Source organism: Aeromonas sp. s8, from assembly GCF_040907785.1.
GTDB classification, from domain to species: domain Bacteria; phylum Pseudomonadota; class Gammaproteobacteria; order Enterobacterales; family Aeromonadaceae; genus Aeromonas; species Aeromonas veronii.
The window spans coordinates 242,847-266,135 of record NZ_JBFOCL010000015.1 but is presented as its reverse complement, the minus strand read 5'-3'; the positions used below and the strand labels follow the sequence as shown (position 1 = coordinate 266,135).

Sequence of the window (23,289 nt, the reverse complement as noted above, 5' to 3'; positions counted from 1 at the left end):
TTCGATAAATTTATCAGGAGTGAATATTGGAACTTTTATTCGTCTTGCTCGTTCTGGTCGCCGTGGTCTACGGCATCATCAAGGATTACAACCCGCAGGCGGTGCTGGCGCTGGCGGGCATGGCCATTTTTGCGGTGGCCTACTGGCTGGGGCTGCACCCCATTCTCCCCGCTGACAAGAGCACCGGTTTCGCCCTGTTCGACCTGTTCGAAGTGTTCAAGGGGATCTTCTCCTACCGCGCGGCGGGCCTCGGCCTCACCATCATGGCGGTGGCGGGGTTTGCCACCTACATGTCCCATATCGGGGCCTCCCAGGCGCTGGTGCGGGTGGCGGTCAAACCGGTGGCAGGCATTCAGTCCAGCTACCTGATGCTCTCCATCTGCTATCTGGTGGCTGTTTTTGTCTCCCTGTTCGTTACCTCCGCTACCGGCCTTGGCCTGCTGTTGATGGTCACCATGTACCCGGTGATGCGCAACCTCGGCATCAGCCCGGCCTCCGCTTGTGGTGTCATCGCCACCTCACAGGCGTTTGAGATTGGCCCAACCCAGACCAACGCCATCTTCTCCGCCGGTCAATCCGGCATGGATCCGACCAGCTATTTTGTTGACTACCAGATCTGGCTGGTGGCCCCCATGCTGCTGGTGACCATGGTGCTGCACTTCTTCTGGCAGCGTCACTGCGATCGCAAGGATGGCTGGGATCCGGCGCTCCATCGCGGCGATCACGCCGAGCTGGACGAACAGGGCACCGAGAGCGTGCAGGCGCCCACCTGGTATGCCCTGCTGCCGATCATCCCCTTCGTGCTGATGATGACCTTCTCCAAGCTGCTGGTTAGCGACATCAAGATGAGCGTGGAGGTGGCCATGCTGCTGTCGGTCTTTATCGGCATGCTGTGCGAGCTGCTGCGTAGCCGCTCGGTGCGTACCGCATTCGCGGGGCTGTCGAGCTTCCTCGATGGCATGGGCAAGGTGTTTGGCCCCGTGGTGGCGCTCATCGTCTGTGCCGAGCTGTTTGCCGAATCCCTCAAGGCCATCGGCGCCATCGATACCCTGCTGCACTCTGCCAGCAATGCCGGTATCGGCAGCGGTCTGATGACCCTGGTGATGGTGGCGCTGATCATGGTAGCGGCGGTCATCATGGGCTCCGGCAACGCGGCGTTCCTCAGCTTCTCGACCCTGGCACCGGCGGTGGCGGCCAAGTTTGGCGTACCGGCGGTGACCATGCTGCTGCCGATGCAGCTCGCTTCCAGTATCGGCCGCACCGTCTCTCCCATCGCTGCGGTACTGATCGCCTGTGCGGGGATTGCCAAGGTATCGCCCTTTACCGTGGTCAAGCGCACCAGCGTGCCGATGGCGGGGGCGCTGGTGACGGCGCTGACCCTCAACTATCTGCTGTTCATGTAGTGATGTGGGTTATGTAGTGGTGTTTGGAATTTACCGGTCGGGTGGGTGGCATGGCTGCCCGCCTTTTTCTCACTGTGTCGCTTTGTTGCAATAGACGATCGGCCATCAACGCTGATTGTTGCATGGAGAAGATAATGACAGTTGTAAAGAGCCCGTTTTCCCTCGATGGCTATCTGGCCGATCTGGCCCCGCTCATCAACCTCGATTGCGGTACTCGCACCCCGGCCGGGGTGGCGAAAGTGGCCGACATCATGACCGAGAAATATGAGGCCATCGGCTGGCAGGTGACTCGCCACCAGTTTGCTGCCGAGTGCGGCCCCTGCCTCGAGATCACCAATGCGCCGGGTGCCGATCACTACGACGTGATGCTGTGCGGCCACATGGATACCGTCTTCCCCGAGGGGACTGCGGCCAAGCGCCCGCTGAAAATCGAAGGCAATCAAGCCTTTGGCCCCGGCGTCTCGGACATGAAGAGCGGCCTGCTCTCTATCTGGTATGCCCTCAAAGAGATGGATCCGGCATTGCATGCCAAGCTCAAGGTGCTGGTCTGCTGCAACTGCGACGAAGAGATTGGCTCCCCCTGGTCGAAAGATTGGCTGGTGGAGAAGGCCAAACAGAGCGGCTGCGTGCTGGTGGCTGAAGCTGCTCGCCCGAGTGGCGATCTCATCAGCGCCCGCAAGGGCAATGCCAAGTACCGCATCACCTTCCACGGCAAGGCGTCCCACGCCGGTTCGGCCCTGACCGAAGGTGTCTCTGCTATCACCGAGCTGGCGCACTGGGTGCTGGCCATCAACGAGCAGGTCAACATGACCACGGGCACCACCATGAACGTCGGCGTGGTACAGGGCGGCACCGGCGTCAACGTGGTGCCGGACTTTGCCGAGGCGATCGTGGATTTGCGCTTCTGGAGCAACGAAGAGGCCGCTGCGGTACACGACCGGCTCACCTTTATGGCCAACAACCCCTTCCTCGCGGGTTGTCGGGTCGAGGTGGATCGCCAGACCTTCAAGCCGGCGATGCGCCCGAGCGGTGACACCGAGGCGCTGATGGCGCTGGTAGAGGAGGCAGCCAACGAGGAGGGGATCCCCTTCAACTGGCTGGAGGCCGGTGGCGGCTCGGATGCCAACTTCACCGCCGCCGCGGGTGTGCCGTCGCTGGATGGCTTCGGCCCCATGGGCGGTGGTTTCCACTCGGAGGCGGAATTCCTGCTGCTGGAGAGCATCGAACCACGCATCCGCCTGTTGCAGCGGGTGCTGGGCAAGCTGGCGAAATAAGCCGGTTTATCCCTTGTTCGGGTCGTCATGGCCCGCTCAAAACTGGTCCGCTCAAATCCAAACGGGAGGCTGTTGCCTCCCGTTTTTTTATCTCGATTTTTCGCGCGCTGAGTGAGCGGGCCAGATGGCTTGAGGCCGTTACCCCTGTGGCTCGGCCAGATAGGCCAGATGATCCTGCCGCGCCACTAGCCAGCCATCGAGGCGCAGCGGGGCGGCAAAGCCCGGGCCGTCGGTCACCATGGTGTGGTACTCCCCCTGCTCGCCACAGGCATCGAAGCCCTCGCGCTCGGCCAGTTGTTGTAGCTCGCAGAGGGTGGCGGCATCAAGGGTGCGTCCAGTCCACTCGGGGGAAAGCGCCCGGGTATCGACGCAGGAGAGGTGGGCGACGATGCCACGCGCCAGCATATCCGCCAGCAAGGCTTGACGAGATTGCTGCCAGAGCGGGGTGTGGACGGTGAGACCAAGCGGGCGGCAGCGCTCGCGGATCCAGTTAGGCGCACCGCCCACGCTGTCGATATCGCCGGTGACCACCCCGTCGAGGTTCCACTCCTGCTGCAAGCGGCTCAGCGCCGTCTCATAGCTCTGCTCGAACGGTGCTTCTATGGTGACCAGCAGATGGGGCAGCCCGAGGGCTTCCGCCTGACGGCGCACCAGCGGCAAGGGGTGAGCGAGAAATCGGGGTTCTGGCGGCGCAAAGGTGGCCAGTGCCATCACCTGATGGCCCGCTTGGCGAGCATGACAGAGGGCCAGCATGGCATCTTTGCCACCGCTCCAGAGCAGGATGACGCGAGACATGGATGAGATTCCAATGGTGAACGAGGGGGCATGCTACCCAGCGGCGGGGGCAGAGGTAAAGGCATAGTGTCCGGAAATGGCGGCGGGGAAATGGTTGGGGTCACAGAGCGGGAAAAAAGCAGGCCCCCGAAGTGGGGGCCTGTATTGCAATAGCGTGGTAAACGCCGCTGCGATTAGAGCAGGATGCTGGTCAGGATAAAGCCCAGCGAGCAGGAGGTCACCACCCCGATCAGCCCCGGAATGATGAAGCTGTGGTTGATGATGAACTTGCCGATGCGGGTGGTGCCGGAGCGGTCGAAACCGATACAGGCCAGATCGCTCGGGTAGGTCGGCAGCACGAAGTAGCCGTAGCTCGCCGGCAGGAAGGCGATCAGCAGCTTCGGCTCCACACCCAGCGCCAGACCCATGGGGGCGATGGCGGTGAGGGCGGCGGCCTGGCTGTTTACCAGCTTGGAGATGAGGAAGAGCACCAGGGCGTAGGTCCAGGGCTGGGCCTGTACCACATGGGCCAGAGTCTCTTTGAGCAGCGGCATGTGAGCCTGGAAGAAGGTCTCACTCATCCATGCCACCCCGAATACGGAGAAGATGGCGACCATGCCTGCCTTGAAGACGGCGCCGTTGGCGATCTCGCCCGGCTTGACCTTGCAGCGCATCAGGATGATGGCACCGGCGATCAGCATCATCATCTGGATCACCAGGTTCATGGAGAGCGGGCCGGTCTTGTCCTTGATGGTGAACACCGGACGCAGACCTTCGTTGGCACCGAGCAATACCACGGCAGCGATGGCGGCGAAGAAGATCCAGGTAGACCAGTATGCCTCTTTCGGGAACTTGGTGTTGAGCAGGGTTTCACCACCGCCGTAGATGAAGGCACGCTGCTCCGGGTCTTTGATCTTGGCCTGGAACTCTTCGTCCTTGTCCAGATCCTTGCCGCGACGCAGGCTCCACAGGGCTGCCACGATGACACCGGTCAGGGAGGAGGGGATGGCGATCATCAGGATGTCGAGCAGGCCGTAAGCCTGACCGATACCGTGACCGGCCGCCAGAATGGAGACCATGGAGACCACGGCAACGGAGACCGGGGAGGCGCAGATCGCCATCTGGGAGGCAACGGAGGCCACGGCCATCGGGCGCTCGGGACGGATGTTCTTCTGCAGCGCGATGTCAGCGATGATGGGGAACATGGTGTAGACCACGTGGCCGGTACCGCACAGGAAGGTGAGGGTCCAGGTGGTGAGCGGCGCCAGGATAGTGATGTATTGCGGGTGACGGCGCAGCAGACGCTCGGCCACCTGCATCATCAGGTTGAGGCCACCGGCAGTCTGCAGGGTGGCGGCACAGCCGATCACCGCCAGAATGGTCAGCATTACCTGAACAGGCGGTTCGCCCGGCACCAGGCCGAAGACGAAGGTCAGCAGGAAGAGACCGATACCACTGATGAGACCGAGTCCCATGCCCCCAAAGCGGGTACCCAGCAGCAAGCAGCCGAGTACCACCAAAAATTCCATCAAGATCATTCCGTTACCTCGTGTGATTCAACCCATATTGCCGCGGGTAGCCTGAACCATGAATTGTCATTGTCTGTTTTATTTAGCCCAAAAGGGTTAGTTGCTATTCTGCTCCCCTGAAAAAGTGAAAAAATTGAGTTACTTCAATAACTCGATGAATTTTTGATTAAACCACTTAAAAACCACGTACTAACAAAAACATCATTTTTTTTCACTAAATGGTATCACTCGGGGCCAAGCCATCGGGTGGTCATGGCGGTAGAACAGAGCGGCAACAGGGCTGCAGGGGAGGGGCATAAAAAGGGCTCGATTGCGGCAGAAGAGGGTGAAAAAGCCAGCGCTCAGGCTATTTTTGCCAGCAAGGGCTGACTTCAGCGGGTTGGCTCATTTGGCCGCAGGTGCTTGCTGCAGATAGCGGCGCTGATAATCCTCGCTCAGCTTGGCAATATCCAATCTGGCAATGGCCTGCGCCACCCGTTGCTGCAACGCCTGCTGATCGGGGCGAAACATGATGTGCAGGCTCTTGTGTTCGAGGATCTTCGGGTGAAATTGCAATCTGGCGCTGCTCAGCTTGCGATCATGGTTGATGAGCCAGTGAAAGACATCCCGATCGATCACTGCCAGATCGAGCCGGTCGCGCTGTAATTTGCGCAGGTTGAGCAGGTCTGCATCGACGGCGGCAGTGTTGAGGCGCTTGCTGGCCATCAGGGCATCGAATTCACGGGTGTTGACGTACCCCTCCACCACGCCGATCCGGTAGGGGGCGAGATCCGTGAGCTGCTGCCAGGGGATGGGGGGGCCTGAGCGCTGCGCCATGCCCAGCACGCTGTCGCCTACGCTGGGGGAGCTGCGCCACAGGGTGGGCAGGGTGTCGGAGAGGTACTCGGGAAAATAGCCGCTATAAGGCTGGGTCGAGTCGGCCGCCAGCCGCACCGCCCGCTGCCAAGGATAGAAGTCGAATGTCACCTCCAGTCCCGCTTCGGCAAAGGCGCGTTTGACAATATGACCGGTGAGGCCGCCATCGGGCAGGCTCTGGCTGGTGTAGGGGGGCCACTCCAGGGTGGTCAGACGAACGGGCTCGGCCCACAGTTGAACAGGCATGCAGGACAGCAATAGCGAGAGCAGCAGGCGATATCCCATAGGCGACGAGTTCCTTGTGCCGGTTGATCCTGAGTATCACCCATAACGGTGACAATAAAAAAGCCGACCCGCAGGTCGGCTTTTGCAATGCAGTGGCAAGATGCCGCTGATCAGAACTCGGCGGTACGCGGAGTACGCGGGAACGGGATCACGTCGCGGACGTTGCCCATGCCGGTCACGTATACAACCAGACGCTCGAAGCCCAGACCGAAGCCGGAGTGCGGCACGGTACCGAAGCGACGCAGGTCGCGATACCACCAGTAATCTTCCTTGTTCAGGCCCATCTCGGCCAGACGGGCATCCAGCACGTCCAGACGCTCTTCACGCTGGGAACCACCGATGATCTCGCCGATGCCCGGTGCCAGTACGTCCATCGCCGCAACGGTCTTGCCGTCGTCGTTGAGGCGCATGTAGAAGGCCTTGATATCTTTCGGGTAGTTCTTCACCACCACCGGAGACTTGAAGTGCTCCTCAGCCAGATAGCGCTCGTGCTCGGAGGAGAGATCGATACCCCAGGAGACCGGGAACTCGAACTTCTTGCCGCAATTTTTCAGCACTTCGATGGCGTCGGTGTAGTCGATCTGGGCGAAGTCGGAGGAGACGAAACGCTCCAGACGGCCGATGGCATCTTTGTCCACGTGCTGGGCGAAGAACTCCAGATCGTCGCGACGCTCGGTCAGTACGGCGTTGAAGACATACTTCAGCATGGCTTCAGCCAGTGCGGCGTTATCTTCCAGATCGTTGAAAGCCACTTCCGGCTCAACCATCCAGAACTCGGCCAGGTGGCGGCTGGTGTTGGAGTTTTCAGCGCGGAAGGTCGGGCCGAAGGTGTAGACCTTGGAGAGGGCGCAGGCATAGGTTTCGGCGTTCAGCTGGCCGGATACGGTCAGGAAAGCCTCTTTGCCGAAGAAATCTTCGTTGTAGTCCACCTTGCCGGCGTCGGTGCGCGGCAGGTTTTCCATGTCCAGAGTGGAGACGCGGAACATCTCGCCGGCACCTTCGGTGTCGGAAGCGGTGATGAGCGGGGTCGCAACCCAGAGGAAACCCTCTTCGTGGAAGAAGCGGTGGATGGCTTGCGCCAGGCAGTGACGAACGCGGGTCACGGCGCCAACGATGTTGGTGCGCGGGCGCAGGTGGGCCTGTTCACGCAGGTATTCGATGCTGTGGCGCTTGGCGGCCATCGGGTAGGTGTCCGGATCTTCGACCCAACCGACTACCTTCACCTCGGTCGCCTGCAGTTCGAAAGCCTGGCCGCTGCCCTGAGAGGCGGCAACCACGCCGGTCACTTCCACGGAGCAGGCAGTGGTCAGACGCAGCACTTCATTCTCGTAATTGGCCAGGGTATTGGGGACAACTGCCTGTACCGGATGGAAACAGGAGCCATCGGAAATGGCCAAAAATGAGATCCCCGCCTTGGAATCACGGCGAGTCCGGATCCACCCTTTGACAGTTTGGGTGGTGCCGACCGGATACTTACCGGCCAGCACATCTACTACGGATGCGTGCGTCATCGAAATATTGTCTCCAGCTTGTTCTTGCAGCGCTATTTGCAACACTAGGGAGTCTGGCCCGGGCACAGATGGCCCACCATGGCAGACTAAGCCGTCAATCTTACCCGCGCGGGTTTGATAAACAAGCAAAAATGTCGGACTCTGGTGGGGTTTTCGGCATGGTTCACTCAACAAGAGTGCCACGGGCGCAGGAGAGGTGGGTGAAAGATCGGCGGCATGGGCCAGATTGGCTGACACGGGTGTTGCAGGGGCTGGTGATGCTCTGCTGGGGCGGCTTTATCGTGCTGCTCTCCCTTTACCACTATGCCCGCCCCGAAATTGCCTACGGTTTTCTGGTCTATGGCGGGATCGAGGTGCGCGATTATTGGGACCCGGCCCTTACCCCCTGGCTGGTCTACGGGCTCTGGAGCTGCTGCGCCCTGACGCTGGCGGTGTTGCTGCTGGAGCGCAAGCGCAGCCGCCGTCAGGATGACTCCCGGCATGTCAATCTGGCCATCCTGCTACTGGTGTTGATCGCCAGTCTGCTTTTCTACTACGTCGGTTAAGCGTTCGTCTTAGCGGGGCTGATCCGGCTCCTGCCTGCTGGCCTTGGTGCGTTTGCCGAGCTGGCGCTCCACACTGTCGAGCATCTGGTTGTAGGCCACCGCCACCCGGCCAATCTCGTCGCCGTCATCCCCCTCCAGCCGGTGGCCGAAGTCGTGCAAGTCGGTGGCCTCTTCCATGGAGCGGGTCAACTGGTTGAGGGGGCGCACGATCCAGGTGCGGATGACCCAGAGGGTCAGCAGCAGTCCCATCCCGAAGATGCCGGTGAGAATGAGCGCCGAGGTGAGAATATTCTGCTCGACCCGGGTAAACAGCGAATCGAGGGAGTAGTCAAAGCGCACCGCCCCTAACACAGTGTTCTCCGGCACCAGATGACAGCTGGTGCAGTCGGTGCCGCGAAAATCCTTCTTGGCCAGCAGCGGTCGGGTGACCACCAGACGGCTGTGCATGCCGTTGTGCACCACCTCCAGACTCCCTTTGCCCGCCAGAGCCAGCTCATCAAACTCATCCTTTACCTGTTCTGTCTCCCGTCCCGGCCCGAACTGTTTGCTCACCGCGTCGCCACGAACGATGCGTGCATCCTCCACATGGGCGTGGTCGAGAAACTTGCCGCGCAGAGTATCGCGGGCATCCATCTTGCCGGTCAGCATCAGCATGTTGAGGCCATCAAAGTAGGCTTCGGTCTGCTCGCGGCTCTGCTCCTTGATGAGGGTCAGGATGAGATCGCGCTCGCGCACCGCCTGATAGGCTGCGGAGAAGACCAGTACCATGGAGAAGATGAAGAGCAGGAAAAAGTTGATTTTGGCAGCAATGGAGAGGCGCATGAGCAGTCTTTCTTGATGGTAAAACCGCAGCAGTTTACCCCTCTTGGGGCCTCAGGTCTGGTGTTTTGCTCACATTACGGCAAGTGAAACTGCACTGAAGTGGATAAAGTTGTCCTCTTTATATATCAAATGCCGGTAGTCAAACGGGCGGCTGCGATGGCCGCCCGCTGCATGCATTAAAACTCGCCTTCGGTGATGGCCTGACGGATAGCGCCGGTCAATACCCGCAACTCTTCAGGGGTGATAACGAAGGGGGGCATCAGGTAGACCAGCTTGCCAAAGGGGCGGATCCAGGCGCCCAGTTCGACAAATTTGCGCTGGATGCGCGCCACGTCCACCCGCTCCTTCATCTCCACCACCCCGATGGCACCGAGCACCCGCACATCCGCGACCGCCGGGTGCAGGGTCAGCTCCACCAGCTCGGTACGCAGCTGATGCTCGATGGCGCGCACCCGCTCCTGCCAAGGTGAGGCCAGCAGCAGATCGATGGAGGCGTTGGCCACCGCGCAGGCGAGCGGGTTGCCCATAAAGGTGGGGCCGTGCATAAAGACGCCCGCCTTGCCGTCACAGATGGTACGGGCGACATGTTCGGTGGTCAGGGTCGCCGAGAGGGTGAGGTAGCCGCCGGTAAGCGCCTTGCCCAGACACATGATGTCGGGGCTGATCCCCGCCCAGTCGCATGCAAACAGCTGACCGGTACGGCCAAAGCCGGTGGCAATCTCGTCAGCTATGAGCAGTACGCCGAATTCGTCGCACAGGGCGCGTACCCACTGCAGGTAGCGGGGATGGTAGAAGCGCATGCCGCCAGCGCCCTGTACTATGGGCTCAAGCACGATGGCGGCGATCTCCTCGTGATGATCCGCCATGAGTGTCGCCAGCTCCACTACGCACTGCTCGTCCCACTCGGCGTGGAAGCGACAGCTCGGCGCATCGACAAAATAGTGTTCCGGCAGGAATCCCTTGTAGAGCTCATGCATGCCGCCATCGGGATCGCAGACGCTCATGGCGCCAAAGGTGTCGCCGTGATAGCCGCTGCGCAGGGCGACAAATTTGGCTCTGGGCGTCCCCTTGGCGTGCCAGTACTGCTGGGCCATCTTGAGTGCCACTTCCACTGCCACCGAGCCGGAGTCGGCCAGAAATACCCGATCAAGCCCCTTTGGTGTGATCTCCACCAGCTTGCGGCAGAGCTCGACCGCCGGAGCATGGGTCAGGCCGCCAAACATCACGTGGGACATCTTGCCGAGCTGGGCGGTGGCGGCGGCGTCCAACTCCGGCACCTGATAGCCGTGCACGCAAGCCCACCAGGAGCTCATGCCATCCACCAGTTCACGGCCGTCGCTGAGGGTGATGGTCACCCCTTTGGCGCTGGCCACTTCATAGCAGGGCAGGGGGTGAGTGAGGGAGGTATAGGGGTGCCAGATGTGGTGCAGGTCGAATTCTTGATTGGTCATTTGTTGTTCTGTTGTCAATTTGTTTGAACTGGTCGGTGTTGACAGTCTACGCGTGCTCTCTACACTAGCCAACAATTTCAGCCACTTGGCACTGCGCATCACCCTGAGCGCGCGGGCCTGGCGACGGGTTTTGTGGCCGTCCATCCCAAGATGGCGGGCGCAGGATCCCACTAATAACAACCGGAAGCCATGTATGAATGCTCTCACCGCGGGCGGTCACGCCCTTCGTCATGACTGGACCCTCGCCGAGGTTCAGGCCCTGTTTGCCCTGCCATTCAACGATCTGCTGTTTCAGGCCCAGACTGTCCACCGCGCCCACTTTGACCCGAATGAAGTGCAGGTGAGCACCTTGCTCTCCATCAAGACCGGCGCCTGCCCGGAAGATTGCAAATACTGCCCCCAGAGCGCCCGTTACCACACCGGGCTCGAAGCTGAGCGGCTGATGGAGGTGGAGAAGGTGCTGGAGCGGGCCCGCGAAGCCAAGGCCAACGGCTCGTCACGCTTTTGCATGGGTGCCGCCTGGCGCAACCCCAAAGAGAAGGACATGCCCTACATCATCCGGATGATCGAGGAGGTGCGCGGGCTGGGGATGGAGACCTGCATGACGCTGGGGATGCTCACCGCCGATCAGGCGGCGCGTCTTGGCGCTGCTGGGCTCGATTACTACAACCACAACCTCGACACCTCGCCGGAGTTTTACGGCGAGATCATCTCCACCCGCACCTATCAGGACAGGCTCGATACCCTGGAGCATGTGCGCAGCGCCGGCATGAAGGTCTGCTCCGGTGGTATCGTCGGCATGGGTGAGCAGGCCAAAGATCGGGCGGGCCTCTTGATGGCGCTGGCCAATCTGCCGCGCCACCCGGAGAGTGTGCCCATCAACATGCTGGTCAAGGTGAAGGGGACGCCGCTGGAGGATCAGGAGAACCTCGATCCGTTCGAATTTATCCGCACCATCGCCGTGGCGCGGATCATGATGCCCGCCTCCCATGTGCGCCTCTCAGCCGGGCGGGAGAAGATGAACGAGCAGATGCAGGCCATGTGCTTTATGGCCGGGGCCAACTCCATTTTCTACGGCTGCAAGCTGCTGACCACTCCTAACCCGGACGAGAACAGCGACATGCAACTGTTCAAACGACTCGGTATTCGTCCCGCCCAGCGCGCCCAGAAACCGGATCAGGTTCAAGAAGAGGAGCTGCTGGCTGAGGTGAGCCGCCAGAGTGAACCTGCCGAAATGTTTTATGACGCCACCCGCCCCCGTGCAGGGGCCGTTCGGTCATGAACGGCCCTGCAGTAACGGGCCCCTTTGTGTTGGGCACGGCGCTGGCCGAGCGCGAGCAGGTGGGTCTGCTGCGCAACCGCATCGCGACCGACGGGGCGAGTGGCGGGCGGCTCAGGGTTGCAGGGCGCGAATACTTGAACTTTTCCGCCAACGACTATCTGGGACTGGCGGATCACGGCGCCATCAAGGCCGCCTTCAACGCGGGGATTGAGCGCTATGGCACGGGCGCTGGCGCCTCGCCGCTGGTGACCGGTTACAGCCGTGCCCACCAACAGCTTGAGGAGACCCTGGCCGAGTGGCTCGGGGTGGAGGCGGTACTGCTCTTCAACTGCGGCTTTTCTGCCAATCAGGCGGTGCTCAAAGCGCTGCTCGGCAAGGAGCATCTGCTGTGGCAGGACAAACTCAACCACGCCTCTTTGCAGGAAATGGGCAGCCAGCTCCCCTGCAAGATGAAACGCTTCGGTCACAACGATATGGCGGCCCTTGAACGGCAGCTTGAGCCAAATCGCGGACTGATTGTCTCGGAAGGGGTGTTCAGTATGGACGGGGATCAAGGCCCCTGGCGCGATCTCGCAACCCTCGCCGCCCGGAGCGGCAACTGGTTGATGATCGACGATGCCCACGGCCTCGGTGTGCTGGGCCCCGAGGGGCGTGGCACGCTGGCCGCACAAGGGGTGAACCCGGCCTGCGTACACATCCAGATGGGCACTTTTGGCAAGGCGCTCGGGGTTGCCGGTGCCTTTGTCGGCGGCAGTCGCGAACTGGTGGAGTATCTGGTCAACTTCGCTCGCCACTATGTCTACAGCACCCATATGCCCGCCGCGCAGGCTTGCGCGGTCAGCAAGAGCATCGAACTGGTGCGCGCGGCTGATGAGTCCCGCGCCCATCTTGGCCAGCTGATCGCTCGCTTCCGGCAAGGGGCAAAGGCGCAGGGTTGGCAACTGGGGGCGAGCGACACCCCGATCCAGCCGCTGCTGGTGGGGGAGAGCAGTGTTGCCCTGCAACTGGCCGAACGGCTGCGCGAATGCGGCGTCTGGGTGAGCGCCATCCGCCCGCCCACTGTGCCAGTCGGTACGGCCCGGCTGCGCATTACTCTGAGTGCAGCCCACCGCGAGCAGGATGTGGATCGCTTGCTCGATGCCTTGGGGGTCTGCCCTGCAGTTACAACGCTTGGGGAGGCTCACCATGACTGAGCGTTTTCAAACGGTCGACAAGGCGCAGCTTGCTCGCCGTTTCGGCGCCGCCGCTCGTCATTACGATGCCCACGCCCGCTTTCAGCAGGAGGTGGGGCAGGCGCTGCTGGAATGGATGCCGAGCAGGCCGGTTGGCACTGATCTGACGGTGAGCGGGCTGGATCTGGGCTGCGGTACCGGCTTTTTCTTGCCCCAACTGGCGAACCGTTGTCATCAGCTGGTGGGACTGGATCTTGCCCCCGGCATGCTGGCGCAGGCCGCCTTGCGTGACAGCGGTGCTCGCCTGCTCTGCGGCGATGCGGAGCAGCTCCCTTTCGCCGATAACACATTCGACTGGGTTTTCTCCAGTCTGGCGTTGCAGTGGTGCGAGCGTCCGGCCCAGGCTTTTGGCGAGCTGCTGCGGGTGGTCAAACCGGGCGGCCAGATCTTTTTCTCGACCCTGCTCGATGAGTCGCTCTGGCAGTTGCGAGCCGCCTGGCAGCAGCTTGATGGTCGCGCCCATGTCAATCGCTTCCTCAGCCTGCCACAATTGGAGCAGGCGCTGGCTAGCGCTGGGGTATCTGCTCCCGAGCTGCGTTGTATCACCTGGGATCTCGCCTATCTTGAATTGCCGCAGTTGTTGCGTGATCTCAAGGGGATTGGGGCCAATCAGGTCAATGACAATCAGGGGAGTGCCGCCCCGGCCGGTCTGAGCGGGCGCGCCAGATTGCAGCAGCTGGCGCAGGCGTATGAGGCGTTTCGCCAGCCCGATGGCAGGCTGGTCGCCAGTTATCGGGTGTGCCTCGGCCGTCTCAGCAAGCCTCGCTGAGCGCCGGGAACCACAGAGTTTGCAGGGCAGTGTGCCACCCCCTGCCAAGGAGAGAACCGTATGAAATCATTCTTTATCACCGGCACCGATACCGATGTGGGCAAGACGCTGGTGGCGCGCACCCTGCTGCGCGAAATCAGCGCACAGGGAATCAAGTGCGCGGGTTACAAGCCTGTCTCGGCCGGATGTGCCCGCACTCCGGACGGGCTGCGCAACCTGGATGCCGTTCTGTTGCAGGAGGCGGCGAGCCTGCCACTGCCCTATGAGGTGGTCAATCCGTTCGCCTATGAGCCGCCGATTGCGCCCCACATCGCCGCCAGCGAGGCACGCCAGCCTATCACCATGCAGGGGTTGAGCGAGGGGCTACGCAAGATTGAACAGGCCGGGGCCGAGCTGGCGGTAGTGGAAGGGGCGGGGGGCTGGTATCTGCCGCTCGATCGCAAGCATCTGCTGTCGGACTGGGTCAAGCAGGAGAACATGGCGGTGATCATGGTAGTGGGGGCCAAGTTGGGTTGCCTCAACCATGCGCTGCTCACCTTTGCCGCCATTCGCAATGATCAGTTGCCGGTAGCGGGGTGGGTAATTAATCGGCTCCATGGTTCCATGAGCCATTATCAGGAAAATCTGGACACCCTGAGGGGCTTGCTGCCAGCCCCCTTCCTCGGCGAAATTCCGTTTATAAACAATCCGCTTGAAGCCGATTTGCAAGGGCGTCTCGATATCTCGCCGCTACTTTGACGGCATATTCAGCGAACATTCATCGAATCTCCCTAGAATGTCGACATTAACATGATCAGGTGGGGATCCCGAGTGATCCCCGGTCATGTCCCTTATCTTCACAAGGAGTCTATATGAAGCGAATTATGCTATTCCTGGTGACCAACCTGGCCGTCATGCTGGTGCTGGGGGTGGTACTCAATATCCTGTTCTCGGTTCTGGGGATCAACAAGTCCAGCATTTCCGGGCTGTTGGTGTTCTGTGCCGTGTTCGGTTTTGGGGGTTCCTTTATCTCCTTGCTGATGTCCAAGTGGATGGCCAAGCGCAGCTATGGCGTCCAGGTCATCGAGCAACCCCGTAACGAGACCGAGCACTGGCTGGTGAGCACTGTGGCCCGTCAGGCCCGCGAAGCGGGTATCAAGATGCCGGAAGTGGGGATCTACGACTCTCCCGAGATGAACGCCTTTGCCACCGGCGCCCGCCGCGATGATTCGCTGGTGGCGGTCTCCTCCGGCCTGCTCTACAGCATGAGCCGTGACGAGGCGGAAGCGGTGCTGGCCCACGAGGTGAGCCATGTGGCCAATGGCGACATGGTGACCCTGACCCTGATCCAGGGGGTGGTGAACACCTTCGTGATGTTCTTCGCCCGGATCGTGGCTGGCGTGATCAGCAACTTCTTCAGCTCCAACAACGAGGAAGAGAGCAGCAGCACCGGCGGTTTTGCTTACATGATCACCGTGTTCGTGCTGGAGATGCTGTTCGGCATTCTGGCCTCCATCATCGTCATGTGGTTCAGCCGTCAGCGTGAGTTCCGTGCCGATGCCGGTGCCGCCAAGCTGGCCGGTCGCGACAAGATGATTGCCGCCCTTGAGCGCCTCTCCCGCGGTGCCGAGCCGCAGCTGGAAGGCTCCATGATGGCCTTTGGCATCAACGGCAAGCGCTCCATGAGCGAGCTGTTCATGAGCCACCCGCCCATCGAGCAGCGTATCGCCGCCCTGCGTGGTTGATAGATACTGAATGACGGGGAATACCCTGAATAAAAAACGGCTGCCTTCGGGCAGCCGTTTTGCTTTTCAGCGTTCTTTAAAGCTTGAAGTGTCCCATCTCCTGGCGCAGTACCCGTGACAGCTGCTTGAGCTTGGCCGCCTCTTGGGACACATGGCGGGCGGCATCCCCCGATTGCTCGGAGAGAGAGGTGATGTTGCCGACGGTGGAGACTACCTCGTTGGCGGCGGTGGACTGCTCGCGCAGGGTGTGGCTGATCTCCCCCATCAAGCCGGTGAGGTTGGAGGCGTGGCTCTGGATGCTGGCGATCGCCTCGCCGGTCTGGTTGGCCAGCGTAACGCCGCGAGAGACGTTGTTGACCGTGTTCTCCATACTGCGGATGGAGGCATCCGCCCCGCTCTGGATCTTGCTGATCATCCCGGTGATCTGCTGGGTTGAGGCTGCCGAGCGACTGGCCAGATTGCGCACCTCGTCGGCCACCACCGCAAAGCCGCGACCCTGTTCACCGGCCCGTGCCGCCTCGATGGCCGCGTTGAGGGCCAGCAGGTTGGTCTGATCGGCGATGCCGCGGATCACCCCGATGATCTCCGAAATCTGCTGGGTATGGCCGTTGAGCTCGGAGATGGTGCTGGCCGCATCCCCCACTGTGGTGGAGATATTCTCGATGCTGCCAAGCGTCTCTTTAATGACCCCTGACCCCTCCTCCAGGGTATTGGCGGAGACCTTGCTCAGCTCGTCGGCATGGGTGGCGTTGTCGGAGAGGTGGCTGATGCTCACTACCAGCTCCTCGATGGCGGCGGCCATGGTCTGGGTGCTGGTTTGCTGATCGGTAGCAAACTGGGCGGTCTGCTCGGCGATCTGGGCGATGCTGTCAGCAGAGTGGGACAGCTCCTCGGTGGAGTGGGAGACCTTGGCGATGATCCCCTTGAGGGTGGTCTGCATGCCGCCGAGCAGGCCGATCAGGCTCTCTTTCGATCCTGGCGGCACCTTGATGGGGCGCGAGAAGTCCCCTTCCGCCATCATATGGAGGTCGGTCTTGAGCTGCTCGACCGAGGTGCCCACCAGATCGAGCAGGGAGCGATAGGTGCGCCAGAGGAAGAACATCAACACCAGACCGAGGGCGATAAAGAGATAGCGCAGCATGTCGGTATTGGCGATGGCGCTCTCGACTGCCTCATGGTTGCGCTGCTCCATCATCACGTAGAAGTCATCGATGGGGGACATGATGCGCCCCTTGTTCTGGTGATAGGCCTTGTCATGCATCATGGCGATGGCTTTTTGCTGGTTGGCAACCGGGTCGCCATCGCTCTGCTGCACCAGTTTGAAGGCGGCGACCTCGGTGTTGACCAGGGCATCCGAGTTGTTTTTGGCCTCGTTCAGTTTGGCGAGCTCACCGTCGGTGAAACCGGCATCCTTCATCAGGTCGATCAGGCCACGGCGAACATTGCTGTCGGGGCGGGGATTCTGGCCGTTGGCGGCGACAAAGTCCCAGTAGATACGGTTGTAGCCATCCGGCCTCGGCTGTTCGCCGTTGCGAATGGCCAGGATCCGCATGTACTGCTGCTCGTAGGCTGGATCCTTGGTGATGACATAGGTGCGACCGAGTCGGGTCAGATCATCGGAGGATTGGCGCAGTTCGTCGGCCAGCAGGTAGGAGACATATTGTTGTCGATAACTCTCTTCCAGTTGTTTACCCGCCCAGCTGTAGGCGAAAAACACCAGTGACAGCAGGATCAGGGTGATGACGGATAGCAGCAGGTTGAGCTGAAAGGCGGGCTTGTTCTGTTCCATGGTATGGGCGTCCTTTCCCTATGGCTGAGTGTCGTATGGAGCATCGCCAAGTCAATGGCTGGCAAGGCTTTTTGCTCTGAGAGTATAGGAAGGGAAACTCACTGATGAAGGCCGTGGGGACAAATTAAGGGCGGATCAGGTGAACAAGTGTGGATAAAGATGACCGGGGTCAATTCCCTTACCAAGTTACAGTGAGTGGGTTGCTGATTTTCTCTTGCTTGGAGGCGGGGGCATTATCGCCTCCATGAAAAGTGGGGAAAACCAATGCAAGTTTTAGTGGATAAATATATAAAAATGCATTTTCTCTAATTCATTGAGGCGATAGAACATGTATCTTATTTGCAATCGACTCAGAAACTGGCGCCCAGATTGAGCAGGTGCCTGAATTCGGTCTCTTTGTACTTTTGCTCGAGACCGACGAAATGCACTTCGCCATCTTCCCACTCCATCTCGCTCGACCAGGAGAGGCGCAGGTGGTCGTTGAAGTAGTAGCGCAAGCCCACGCTGCCGGTCACATCTCGATTCAGAGTGATATAGGGGGAGGGTTGATCCAGATAGAGCAGATAGCGCCCCTGACTGAACAGCTCCAGTTTTTCCCGCCATATCGGGATGGGTTGGCGATAATCCCAGTTCATGCTGGCAAAGGGATAGTCGATGATCCGGTTGCCTTTGAAGAGCAACCCAATCCCGCTCTCTTCCCTGAAGTAGGTCTTACGCAGACCCCCCTGCGCTACGAACTCCAGCCGACGGCGCTTCTCGTTCCAGAAGCGGTAACCCGGCCCGGTACCATAGTCGAGGCTGAGGTAGTTGCTCTCCAGCATGTCATATTCGGCATTGAGCGAGCTGCGCACAAACCACTGTTGATCGAAAAAGTAGTCAATGGTCGGGTTCAGCTTGTAGTCGTGGTTATCGGTGACGCTGTCAGACGTTTCGTAGGCGTACTCTCCGGAGAGGCTGTAGCGCCAGTCCAGATTGGCCAACTCGGTCTTGCCCTTGAAGTTGACGTTGTTGGTGTGCTTGTCCTTGTGTTTGAGCTTGATGTTGAGATCGCCACTACCGGTCCAGAGCCAGGCATTGCGTTCATCCTGCTCATCCTTGAACAGGGTGAATCCACCTTTGGCGGTCGCCTTGGGTTTATCCTGGTGCTCCAGCCGCCAGCGCTTGATGGCATCCCGCTTGACGGTAACGGCACCGGTATAGGGCAAAGAGATGCGTACCGACTCATCGCCAATCTCTTCGATGGTACCGGTCAGACGATCGCCATTGTTCATCCAGAGGATGTCCTTGGCCCACAAGGAATGACAGGCCAACAGGAGTAGGAGGGGAAGGAATTTCATGAGGTAAGGTGACTCCGGTGCGACTCGGGCGCTGGTGACTTAACCACTGACAAGCTGGCTGCTGATGGGGCGGGGCAGGCCGTTTTTGCTCTCCAGCGCTGCCGTCACCTCATCCTGCATCACGTCAGGTGCGCTGATAAAGCTCTCTATGGCCGGAGATAGCACCAGCGGGGCGCCATTTTCAAGCTCCTCTTCGGTGCGGGAGAGCGGGGAGTGTACCTCCAGCCAGCGGCGACCATCCGGTTCGATGGCGACCTTAACCGGTTGATTGATGACCCGCACCGGCGTGCCAATCGGCACAATCTTGAACAGGGCCTCTATATCGTCAGGTCGCAGCCGGATGCAGCCTGCGCTTACCCGCAGACCGACGCCAAAATCCTTGTTGGTGCCGTGGATCAGGTAGTCGCGCTTGCCATAGCCAAGGCGCATGGCGAACTTGCCGAGGGGATTCTCCGGGCCGGGGGGCACTACGGCGGGCAGGGTGATCCCTTTTTGCTCCAGCCAGGATTTGCGCACCATGGGGCCGGGCACCCAGGTCGGGTTGGGATTCTTCTCGATGACGGTGGTGGTCATCTCCGGAGTCTCGCGGCCGATATCACCAATCCCGATGGGCAGCACGATGACCTCATTCTTCCCTTTGGGGAAGTAGTAGAGGCGCAGCTCCGGCAGATTGATGACGATCCCCTCGCGCGGCACATCTGGCAGCAGCATCTGGGTGGGCAGCGTCAAGCGGGTACCCGGCTTGGGTAAATAGGGGTCTACATCCGGATTTGCCTCAAGCAGTGCCAAAAATCCAATTTGCGTATTTTTGCCAACCAGCTCCAGATGTTCGTTCTGCTGGATGATGTAATCCTCCAGCTCACCGATGAGGCGACTCCCGGCAGCTGGCAACGGGTAGCGTTTGGCCTCTGCCGGCGCGGCGCAGAGCAGGATCGCTGCCAGCAGCATGGAAAGGGCGGGCGTTAAGGGTAGGGGCTTGAGTTTCGGCAATCGCATAAGAAGATCCATCAGTTCAATCGGGGCGGAACATCATCAATACAGCCGCCAGGATGGCGCGATTGTTCCTCAATCAGCCCATGATTACCAGCTTGCCGCGCACCCGCAATGATGTGGGGATACATAGGAAACCGGCCAAAATCGGCATCACCCATAAATTTGAGCACCAAGCAGGAAAAAGAGACGCCTCATGGCAATGGGTTAATATCACGATATGGATAATGGCCGGGTGTGTGAGAGGGTGGATACAGGGTTATACAAGAATGGCCTCGCAACGCGAACAGCACGCGCCGCATTGTGAGCCTGCTCCCAGATATCTGATTCAGCCATTTGATATCTAAGAAATTTTTATTGCATCCTCGGCCCAGCTTGGGTAAAACTCTCTCCCCACGGAGAGATGCCGGAGTGGCCGAACGGGATTGACTCGAAATCAATTGTGGCAGCAATGCCACCCAGGGTTCGAATCCCTGTCTCTCCGCCACATACCAAGCCCAACCTGTTTAGCAGGTTGGGCTTTTTCTTTTGGTGATGTGCTGAGGAATTATCCGGCTGACTGTGTATCTGTGGTCATCGAGCCGGATTAATGCTGTTGGATGCTCGCCGTGCCTGCCAGGAGTGCAGGCGCTGCTGCGCCCCGATGATGAAGACAAAAAAGACCGGTACGAAGAAGATGGCCAGCAGGGTGCCGCTGATCATGCCGCCAAACACGCCGGTGCCGATGGCGTGCTGGGTCTCCGCGCTGGCGCCACTGGCGAGCATCAAGGGCACCACCCCGAGGGTGAAGGCCAGTGACGTCATCAGAATGGGGCGCAGGCGCAGGCGGGCAGCAGTAACAGCCGCATCAAGCAGCGAGCGCCCTTCACTGTGCAACTGGCGCGCAAACTCCACGATGAGGATGGCGTTCTTGGCCGACAGACCGATGATGGTGATCATGCCCACCTTGAAGAAGACGTCGTTGGGCATGCCGCGCAGCATCACGGCCGCGACAGCACCGAGCAGGCCCAGCGGCACCACCAGCATCACCGAGAGCGGGATCGACCAGCTTTCATAGAGTGCCGCCAGCACCAGGAAGACCACCAGCGCCGACAACAGCATCAGCAGGGGGGCCTGCTCGGCCGACTGGCGCTCTTGCAACGACTGTCCCGTCCAGGCCAGGGCGAAGCCTGGTGGCAATTGCGCCACCAGACGCTCCATCTTCGCCATCGCCGCTCCGCTGGAGATGCCGGGCGCTGCCCCCCCGGCAATACGCACGGCAGGGAAGCCATCGAAGCGCATCATCTGTTGCGGCGATTCGCGCCATTCCGGTGTCACCACCTCCCGCAAGGGGACCATGCCGCCGCTGGCATTGCGCACCCGCAGGCCGAGCACGTCATCGAGCTGCATGCGCGCCGACGCGTCGGCCTGCAGAATGACCTGCTGCATGTGCCCGCCGTTCGGGAAGTCGTTGACGTAGAGCGACCCCATTGCGGCCGACAGGGTACTGCTGACGCTGGCGAACGAGAGTCCCATGGCTTCGGCCTTTTGTCGGTTGATCTCGAGGTGAATGCTCTCGCCGGGAGGCAGATTGTCGGGATACACATCACTGACTACCTGGCTTTTGGCGGCCAGTTCCAGCAGTTGGGCCTGAGCGGCCAGCAGCGCGGCTTCCCCCCTATTGGCCCTGTCTTGCAGGAACAGGGTGAAGCCGGAGGCGGTGCCCAGCTCGTCGATGGCGGGCGGCAGCAGGCTCATTACCGTGCCTTCAGGAATATTTGCCATAGCCGCTTGTGCCAGCTCTGCCTCTTCGGCTGCCGTGGCGCCATGACGCTGATCCCAATCTTTGAGCATGGTGAAGGCCATGGCCGCATTGGGGCCTGCGCCGGAGAAGCTGAAGCCCTGCACCACCAGGTTGGTGTCCAGCGCCTCGCGAGAGGCGACGTGAGCCTCGAAGGCCTTGACCACCTCAAGAGTACGCTCGCTGGTGGCGCCGGTCGGCAGCTGGATGGAGGTCATGAAGTAGCCCTGATCCTCGTCCGGCAGGAAAGAGGAGGGCAGCTGGGCGGCGCCGATGGCTAGCGCGGCGCAGAGGGCGGCAAAGGTTGCCATCATCCGTCCGCTGCGCCCGACCAGCTGGGTTACCCGCGCACCGTAGCCTGCCGTGAACCGCTCGAAACCCCGGTTGAAGGCACCGAAGAAGCCGCGCTTCTCATGATGATCTGGACTGACCGGACGCAGCAGGGTGGCGCAGAGCGCAGGCGTCAGGGTCAGGGCGAGGAAGGCCGAAATCAGGATCGACACCGCCATCGACAGGGTGAACTGCTGGTAGATGACCCCCACCGAGCCGCTGCCAAACGCCATGGGAAGGAACACCGCCGTGAGCACCAGGGTGATACCGATCACCGCCCCGGTGATCTCCTTCATGGCTTGCGAGGTCGCCTCACGGGGTGACAGCCCCCGGGTGGCCATCAGGCGCTCGACGTTCTCCACCACCACGATGGCGTCATCGACTATGATGCCGATGGCCAGCACCATGCCGAACATGGTGAGGGAGTTGATCGAAAAACCGGCCAGCAGCATCACCGCGAAGGTGCCAAGCAGAGCGATGGGGGCGACGATGGCCGGGATCAGGGTGTAGCGCAGGTTCTGCAGGAAGAGAAACATCACCATAAACACCAGCACCATGGCTTCCAGCAGGGTGTGGATCACCTTTTCGATGGAGACCTTGACGAAGGGGGCCGAGTCAAACGGGATCGAATAGGCCATGCCCGCTGGCAGGGTGGGAGCGAGCTGGGCTAGACGGGTGCGCACCGCATCGGCGGTACGCACGGCGTTGGCGCCGGGGGAGAGCTGGATGGCGGCGCTGGTGGCGGCTACCCCGTTCTCGCGGTTGGAAAAGGCGTAGGATTGCGCCCCCAGCTCGACCCGGGCGACATCACCCAGCACCAGCTTGGCGCCATCACCACCGGCTCGCAGCACGATGGCGGCGAATGCCTCGGGGGTCGTCAGCTGCCCCTGAACCGTGAGGGGAACCGTCAGGCGCTGCCCCGGCAGGGAGGGTTCGTCACCGAGGCGCCCCGGGGCAATCTGGATATTCTGCTGCTCGATGGCCTGCGCCACCTCGCCGATGGTCAGCCCGTAGGCGGCGAGTTTGGCCGGATCTACCCAGATGCGCATGGCCTGTTCGGCGCCAAACAGCTGCACTCGTCCTACCCCGTCGATGCGGCGCAACTCCTGCACAATATTGCGTGCCATGTAGTCGTTGAGGGCAACCTCATCGAAGCGGCCATCCGGTGAGGTCATGCCGACCATCATCAGAAAGCCGGATGAGGCGGACTCCACCTGTAGGCCGGTCTGCCGCACCGCTTGTGGCAAGCGAGGTTCGACTGCCTTGATGCGGTTTTGCACGTCCATCTGGGCAAGCTCCGGATCGGTGCCCGGCTTGAAGGTGGCAGTGATCTGCGCGCTGCCCGAGGCGTCCACCGAGGACTCGAAGTAGAGCAGGTTCTTCACTCCCGACAGCTCGCGCTCGATAAGGCTCACCACCGCATCGTTCAGGGTCTGCGGTGTGGCGCCCGGATAGGTGGCATAGAGGGTCACCGACACCGGCGCCACCGAGGGATAGCGGGAGATGGGGAGCTTGGGGATGGCGATGACCCCTGCCAGCACGATGAACAGGGCGATCACCCAGGCAAACACCGGGCGATGGATAAAAAACTGCGGCATGGATAACTC

The 23,289-nt window shown here is 60.8% G+C and carries 19 protein-coding genes and 1 tRNA gene; 10 read left to right on the top strand and 10 right to left on the bottom strand.

The genetic code is table 11. The features are described from left to right. Positions 1-26: 26 nt before the first annotated feature. Both dcuC and AB5Y86_RS05105 read left to right on the top strand, forming a co-directional pair. Positions 27-1,403 (top strand): C4-dicarboxylate transporter DcuC, encoded by a 1,377-nt coding sequence (dcuC, locus tag AB5Y86_RS05110; RefSeq protein WP_005350454.1) that lies wholly within the window; start codon positions 27-29, stop codon positions 1,401-1,403. Positions 1,404-1,537: 134 nt separating this feature from the next. Beyond that, positions 1,538-2,677, top strand: a complete 1,140-nt coding sequence (locus AB5Y86_RS05105) for a M20 family metallopeptidase (protein WP_368192304.1) — start codon at positions 1,538-1,540, stop codon at positions 2,675-2,677. 138 nt (positions 2,678-2,815) lie between these two features. On the opposite strand, the gene AB5Y86_RS05100 is transcribed toward AB5Y86_RS05105, so the two are convergent. Then, complete coding sequence (locus AB5Y86_RS05100) at positions 2,816-3,472, bottom strand: hypothetical protein (RefSeq protein ID WP_368192303.1); 657 nt, start codon at positions 3,470-3,472, stop codon at positions 2,816-2,818. A gap of 173 nt (positions 3,473-3,645) precedes the next feature. Continuing rightward, positions 3,646-4,989 (bottom strand): anaerobic C4-dicarboxylate transporter, encoded by a 1,344-nt coding sequence (locus tag AB5Y86_RS05095; RefSeq protein ID WP_005337916.1) that lies wholly within the window; start codon positions 4,987-4,989, stop codon positions 3,646-3,648. A 153-nt stretch (positions 4,990-5,142) separates the two neighbouring features. On the opposite strand from AB5Y86_RS05095, the gene AB5Y86_RS05090 reads away from it, so the two are divergent. Then, positions 5,143-5,349, top strand: coding sequence for a hypothetical protein (locus AB5Y86_RS05090; protein WP_368192302.1), 207 nt, complete (start codon positions 5,143-5,145; stop codon positions 5,347-5,349). Between the two features lie 15 nt (positions 5,350-5,364). On the opposite strand, the gene AB5Y86_RS05085 is transcribed toward AB5Y86_RS05090, so the two are convergent. Together AB5Y86_RS05085 and asnS are read right to left on the bottom strand one after the other, a co-directional pair. Then, positions 5,365-6,120: a substrate-binding periplasmic protein gene (locus AB5Y86_RS05085; protein ID WP_368192301.1), complete on the bottom strand. Its 756-nt coding sequence runs from the start codon at positions 6,118-6,120 to the stop codon at positions 5,365-5,367. Positions 6,121-6,230: 110 nt separating this feature from the next. Then, positions 6,231-7,631 carry an asparagine--tRNA ligase gene (asnS, locus tag AB5Y86_RS05080; protein ID WP_043818544.1) on the bottom strand — a complete coding sequence of 467 codons (1,401 nt, stop codon included), beginning with the start codon at positions 7,629-7,631 and terminating at the stop codon, positions 6,231-6,233. 200 nt (positions 7,632-7,831) lie between these two features. Between asnS and AB5Y86_RS05075 the strand changes: the two genes are divergently transcribed. After that, positions 7,832-8,176: a hypothetical protein gene (locus AB5Y86_RS05075; protein WP_005359354.1), complete on the top strand. Its 345-nt coding sequence runs from the start codon at positions 7,832-7,834 to the stop codon at positions 8,174-8,176. Positions 8,177-8,185: 9 nt separating this feature from the next. On the opposite strand, the gene AB5Y86_RS05070 is transcribed toward AB5Y86_RS05075, so the two are convergent. Together AB5Y86_RS05070 and bioA are read right to left on the bottom strand one after the other, a co-directional pair. Then, positions 8,186-8,998, bottom strand: coding sequence for a HAMP domain-containing protein (locus AB5Y86_RS05070; RefSeq protein ID WP_005350472.1), 813 nt, complete (start codon positions 8,996-8,998; stop codon positions 8,186-8,188). Positions 8,999-9,174: 176 nt separating this feature from the next. Beyond that, positions 9,175-10,449, bottom strand: a complete 1,275-nt coding sequence (gene bioA, locus AB5Y86_RS05065) for an adenosylmethionine--8-amino-7-oxononanoate transaminase (RefSeq protein ID WP_368192300.1) — start codon at positions 10,447-10,449, stop codon at positions 9,175-9,177. 193 nt (positions 10,450-10,642) lie between these two features. Here bioA and bioB point away from each other — a divergent pair, with 193 nt between their 5' ends. The 5 genes from bioB to htpX all read left to right on the top strand — a co-directional run bounded on the left by bioB (position 10,643) and on the right by htpX (position 15,456). Further along, positions 10,643-11,731 carry a biotin synthase BioB gene (bioB, locus tag AB5Y86_RS05060; RefSeq protein WP_199428204.1) on the top strand — a complete coding sequence of 363 codons (1,089 nt, stop codon included), beginning with the start codon at positions 10,643-10,645 and terminating at the stop codon, positions 11,729-11,731. After that, complete coding sequence (bioF, locus tag AB5Y86_RS05055; RefSeq protein ID WP_368192299.1) at positions 11,728-12,924, top strand: 8-amino-7-oxononanoate synthase; 1,197 nt, start codon at positions 11,728-11,730, stop codon at positions 12,922-12,924. The genes bioB and bioF overlap by 4 nt, the downstream gene beginning before the upstream one ends. Beyond that, complete coding sequence (gene bioC / locus AB5Y86_RS05050) at positions 12,917-13,732, top strand: malonyl-ACP O-methyltransferase BioC (RefSeq protein WP_335834014.1); 816 nt, start codon at positions 12,917-12,919, stop codon at positions 13,730-13,732. The genes bioF and bioC overlap by 8 nt, the downstream gene beginning before the upstream one ends. Before the next feature lie 60 nt (positions 13,733-13,792). Then, a complete protein-coding gene (gene bioD, locus AB5Y86_RS05045) occupies positions 13,793-14,470 on the top strand; it encodes a dethiobiotin synthase (RefSeq protein ID WP_199428207.1) in 678 nt (225 codons plus the stop codon). Between the two features lie 113 nt (positions 14,471-14,583). Beyond that, positions 14,584-15,456 carry a protease HtpX gene (gene htpX, locus AB5Y86_RS05040; protein ID WP_005337890.1) on the top strand — a complete coding sequence of 291 codons (873 nt, stop codon included), beginning with the start codon at positions 14,584-14,586 and terminating at the stop codon, positions 15,454-15,456. Between the two features lie 76 nt (positions 15,457-15,532). Here htpX and AB5Y86_RS05035 read toward each other — a convergent pair whose 3' ends face one another. From AB5Y86_RS05035 to AB5Y86_RS05025, 3 genes are all read right to left on the bottom strand, one after another. Beyond that, positions 15,533-17,245 carry a methyl-accepting chemotaxis protein gene (locus AB5Y86_RS05035; RefSeq protein WP_021231121.1) on the bottom strand — a complete coding sequence of 571 codons (1,713 nt, stop codon included), beginning with the start codon at positions 17,243-17,245 and terminating at the stop codon, positions 15,533-15,535. Positions 17,246-17,595: 350 nt separating this feature from the next. Then, positions 17,596-18,582: a DUF481 domain-containing protein gene (locus tag AB5Y86_RS05030; protein ID WP_368192298.1), complete on the bottom strand. Its 987-nt coding sequence runs from the start codon at positions 18,580-18,582 to the stop codon at positions 17,596-17,598. A 39-nt stretch (positions 18,583-18,621) separates the two neighbouring features. Next, positions 18,622-19,530, bottom strand: a complete 909-nt coding sequence (locus AB5Y86_RS05025) for a L,D-transpeptidase family protein (protein ID WP_368192342.1) — start codon at positions 19,528-19,530, stop codon at positions 18,622-18,624. A gap of 439 nt (positions 19,531-19,969) precedes the next feature. On the opposite strand from AB5Y86_RS05025, the gene AB5Y86_RS05020 reads away from it, so the two are divergent. Next, positions 19,970-20,059: transfer RNA gene (locus AB5Y86_RS05020), tRNA-Ser, on the top strand. An 86-nt stretch (positions 20,060-20,145) separates the two neighbouring features. Here AB5Y86_RS05020 and AB5Y86_RS05015 read toward each other — a convergent pair. Beyond that, positions 20,146-23,280: a multidrug efflux RND transporter permease subunit gene (locus AB5Y86_RS05015; RefSeq protein WP_368192297.1), complete on the bottom strand. Its 3,135-nt coding sequence runs from the start codon at positions 23,278-23,280 to the stop codon at positions 20,146-20,148. Between the last annotated feature and the right edge of the window lie 9 nt (positions 23,281-23,289).

Bases quoted from the DNA above. Each gene is read 5' to 3' on its own strand.
- AB5Y86_RS05105 (WP_368192304.1), top strand. From the start codon at position 1,538: ATGACAGTTGTAAAGAGCCCGTTTTCCCTCGATGGCTATCTGGCCGAT.
- AB5Y86_RS05100 (WP_368192303.1), bottom strand. From the start codon at position 3,472: ATGTCTCGCGTCATCCTGCTCTGGAGCGGTGGCAAAGATGCCATGCTG.
- AB5Y86_RS05095 (WP_005337916.1), bottom strand. From the start codon at position 4,989: ATGATCTTGATGGAATTTTTGGTGGTACTCGGCTGCTTGCTGCTGGGT.
- AB5Y86_RS05085 (WP_368192301.1), bottom strand. From the start codon at position 6,120: ATGGGATATCGCCTGCTGCTCTCGCTATTGCTGTCCTGCATGCCTGTT.
- asnS (WP_043818544.1), bottom strand. From the start codon at position 7,631: ATGACGCACGCATCCGTAGTAGATGTGCTGGCCGGTAAGTATCCGGTC.
- AB5Y86_RS05070 (WP_005350472.1), bottom strand. From the start codon at position 8,998: ATGCGCCTCTCCATTGCTGCCAAAATCAACTTTTTCCTGCTCTTCATC.
- bioA (WP_368192300.1), bottom strand. From the start codon at position 10,449: ATGACCAATCAAGAATTCGACCTGCACCACATCTGGCACCCCTATACC.
- bioB (WP_199428204.1), top strand. From the start codon at position 10,643: ATGAATGCTCTCACCGCGGGCGGTCACGCCCTTCGTCATGACTGGACC.
- bioF (WP_368192299.1), top strand. From the start codon at position 11,728: ATGAACGGCCCTGCAGTAACGGGCCCCTTTGTGTTGGGCACGGCGCTG.
- bioC (WP_335834014.1), top strand. From the start codon at position 12,917: ATGACTGAGCGTTTTCAAACGGTCGACAAGGCGCAGCTTGCTCGCCGT.
- bioD (WP_199428207.1), top strand. From the start codon at position 13,793: ATGAAATCATTCTTTATCACCGGCACCGATACCGATGTGGGCAAGACG.
- htpX (WP_005337890.1), top strand. From the start codon at position 14,584: ATGAAGCGAATTATGCTATTCCTGGTGACCAACCTGGCCGTCATGCTG.
- AB5Y86_RS05035 (WP_021231121.1), bottom strand. From the start codon at position 17,245: ATGGAACAGAACAAGCCCGCCTTTCAGCTCAACCTGCTGCTATCCGTC.
- AB5Y86_RS05030 (WP_368192298.1), bottom strand. From the start codon at position 18,582: ATGAAATTCCTTCCCCTCCTACTCCTGTTGGCCTGTCATTCCTTGTGG.
- AB5Y86_RS05025 (WP_368192342.1), bottom strand. From the start codon at position 19,530: ATGCTGCTGGCAGCGATCCTGCTCTGCGCCGCGCCGGCAGAGGCCAAA.
- AB5Y86_RS05015 (WP_368192297.1), bottom strand. From the start codon at position 23,280: ATGCCGCAGTTTTTTATCCATCGCCCGGTGTTTGCCTGGGTGATCGCC.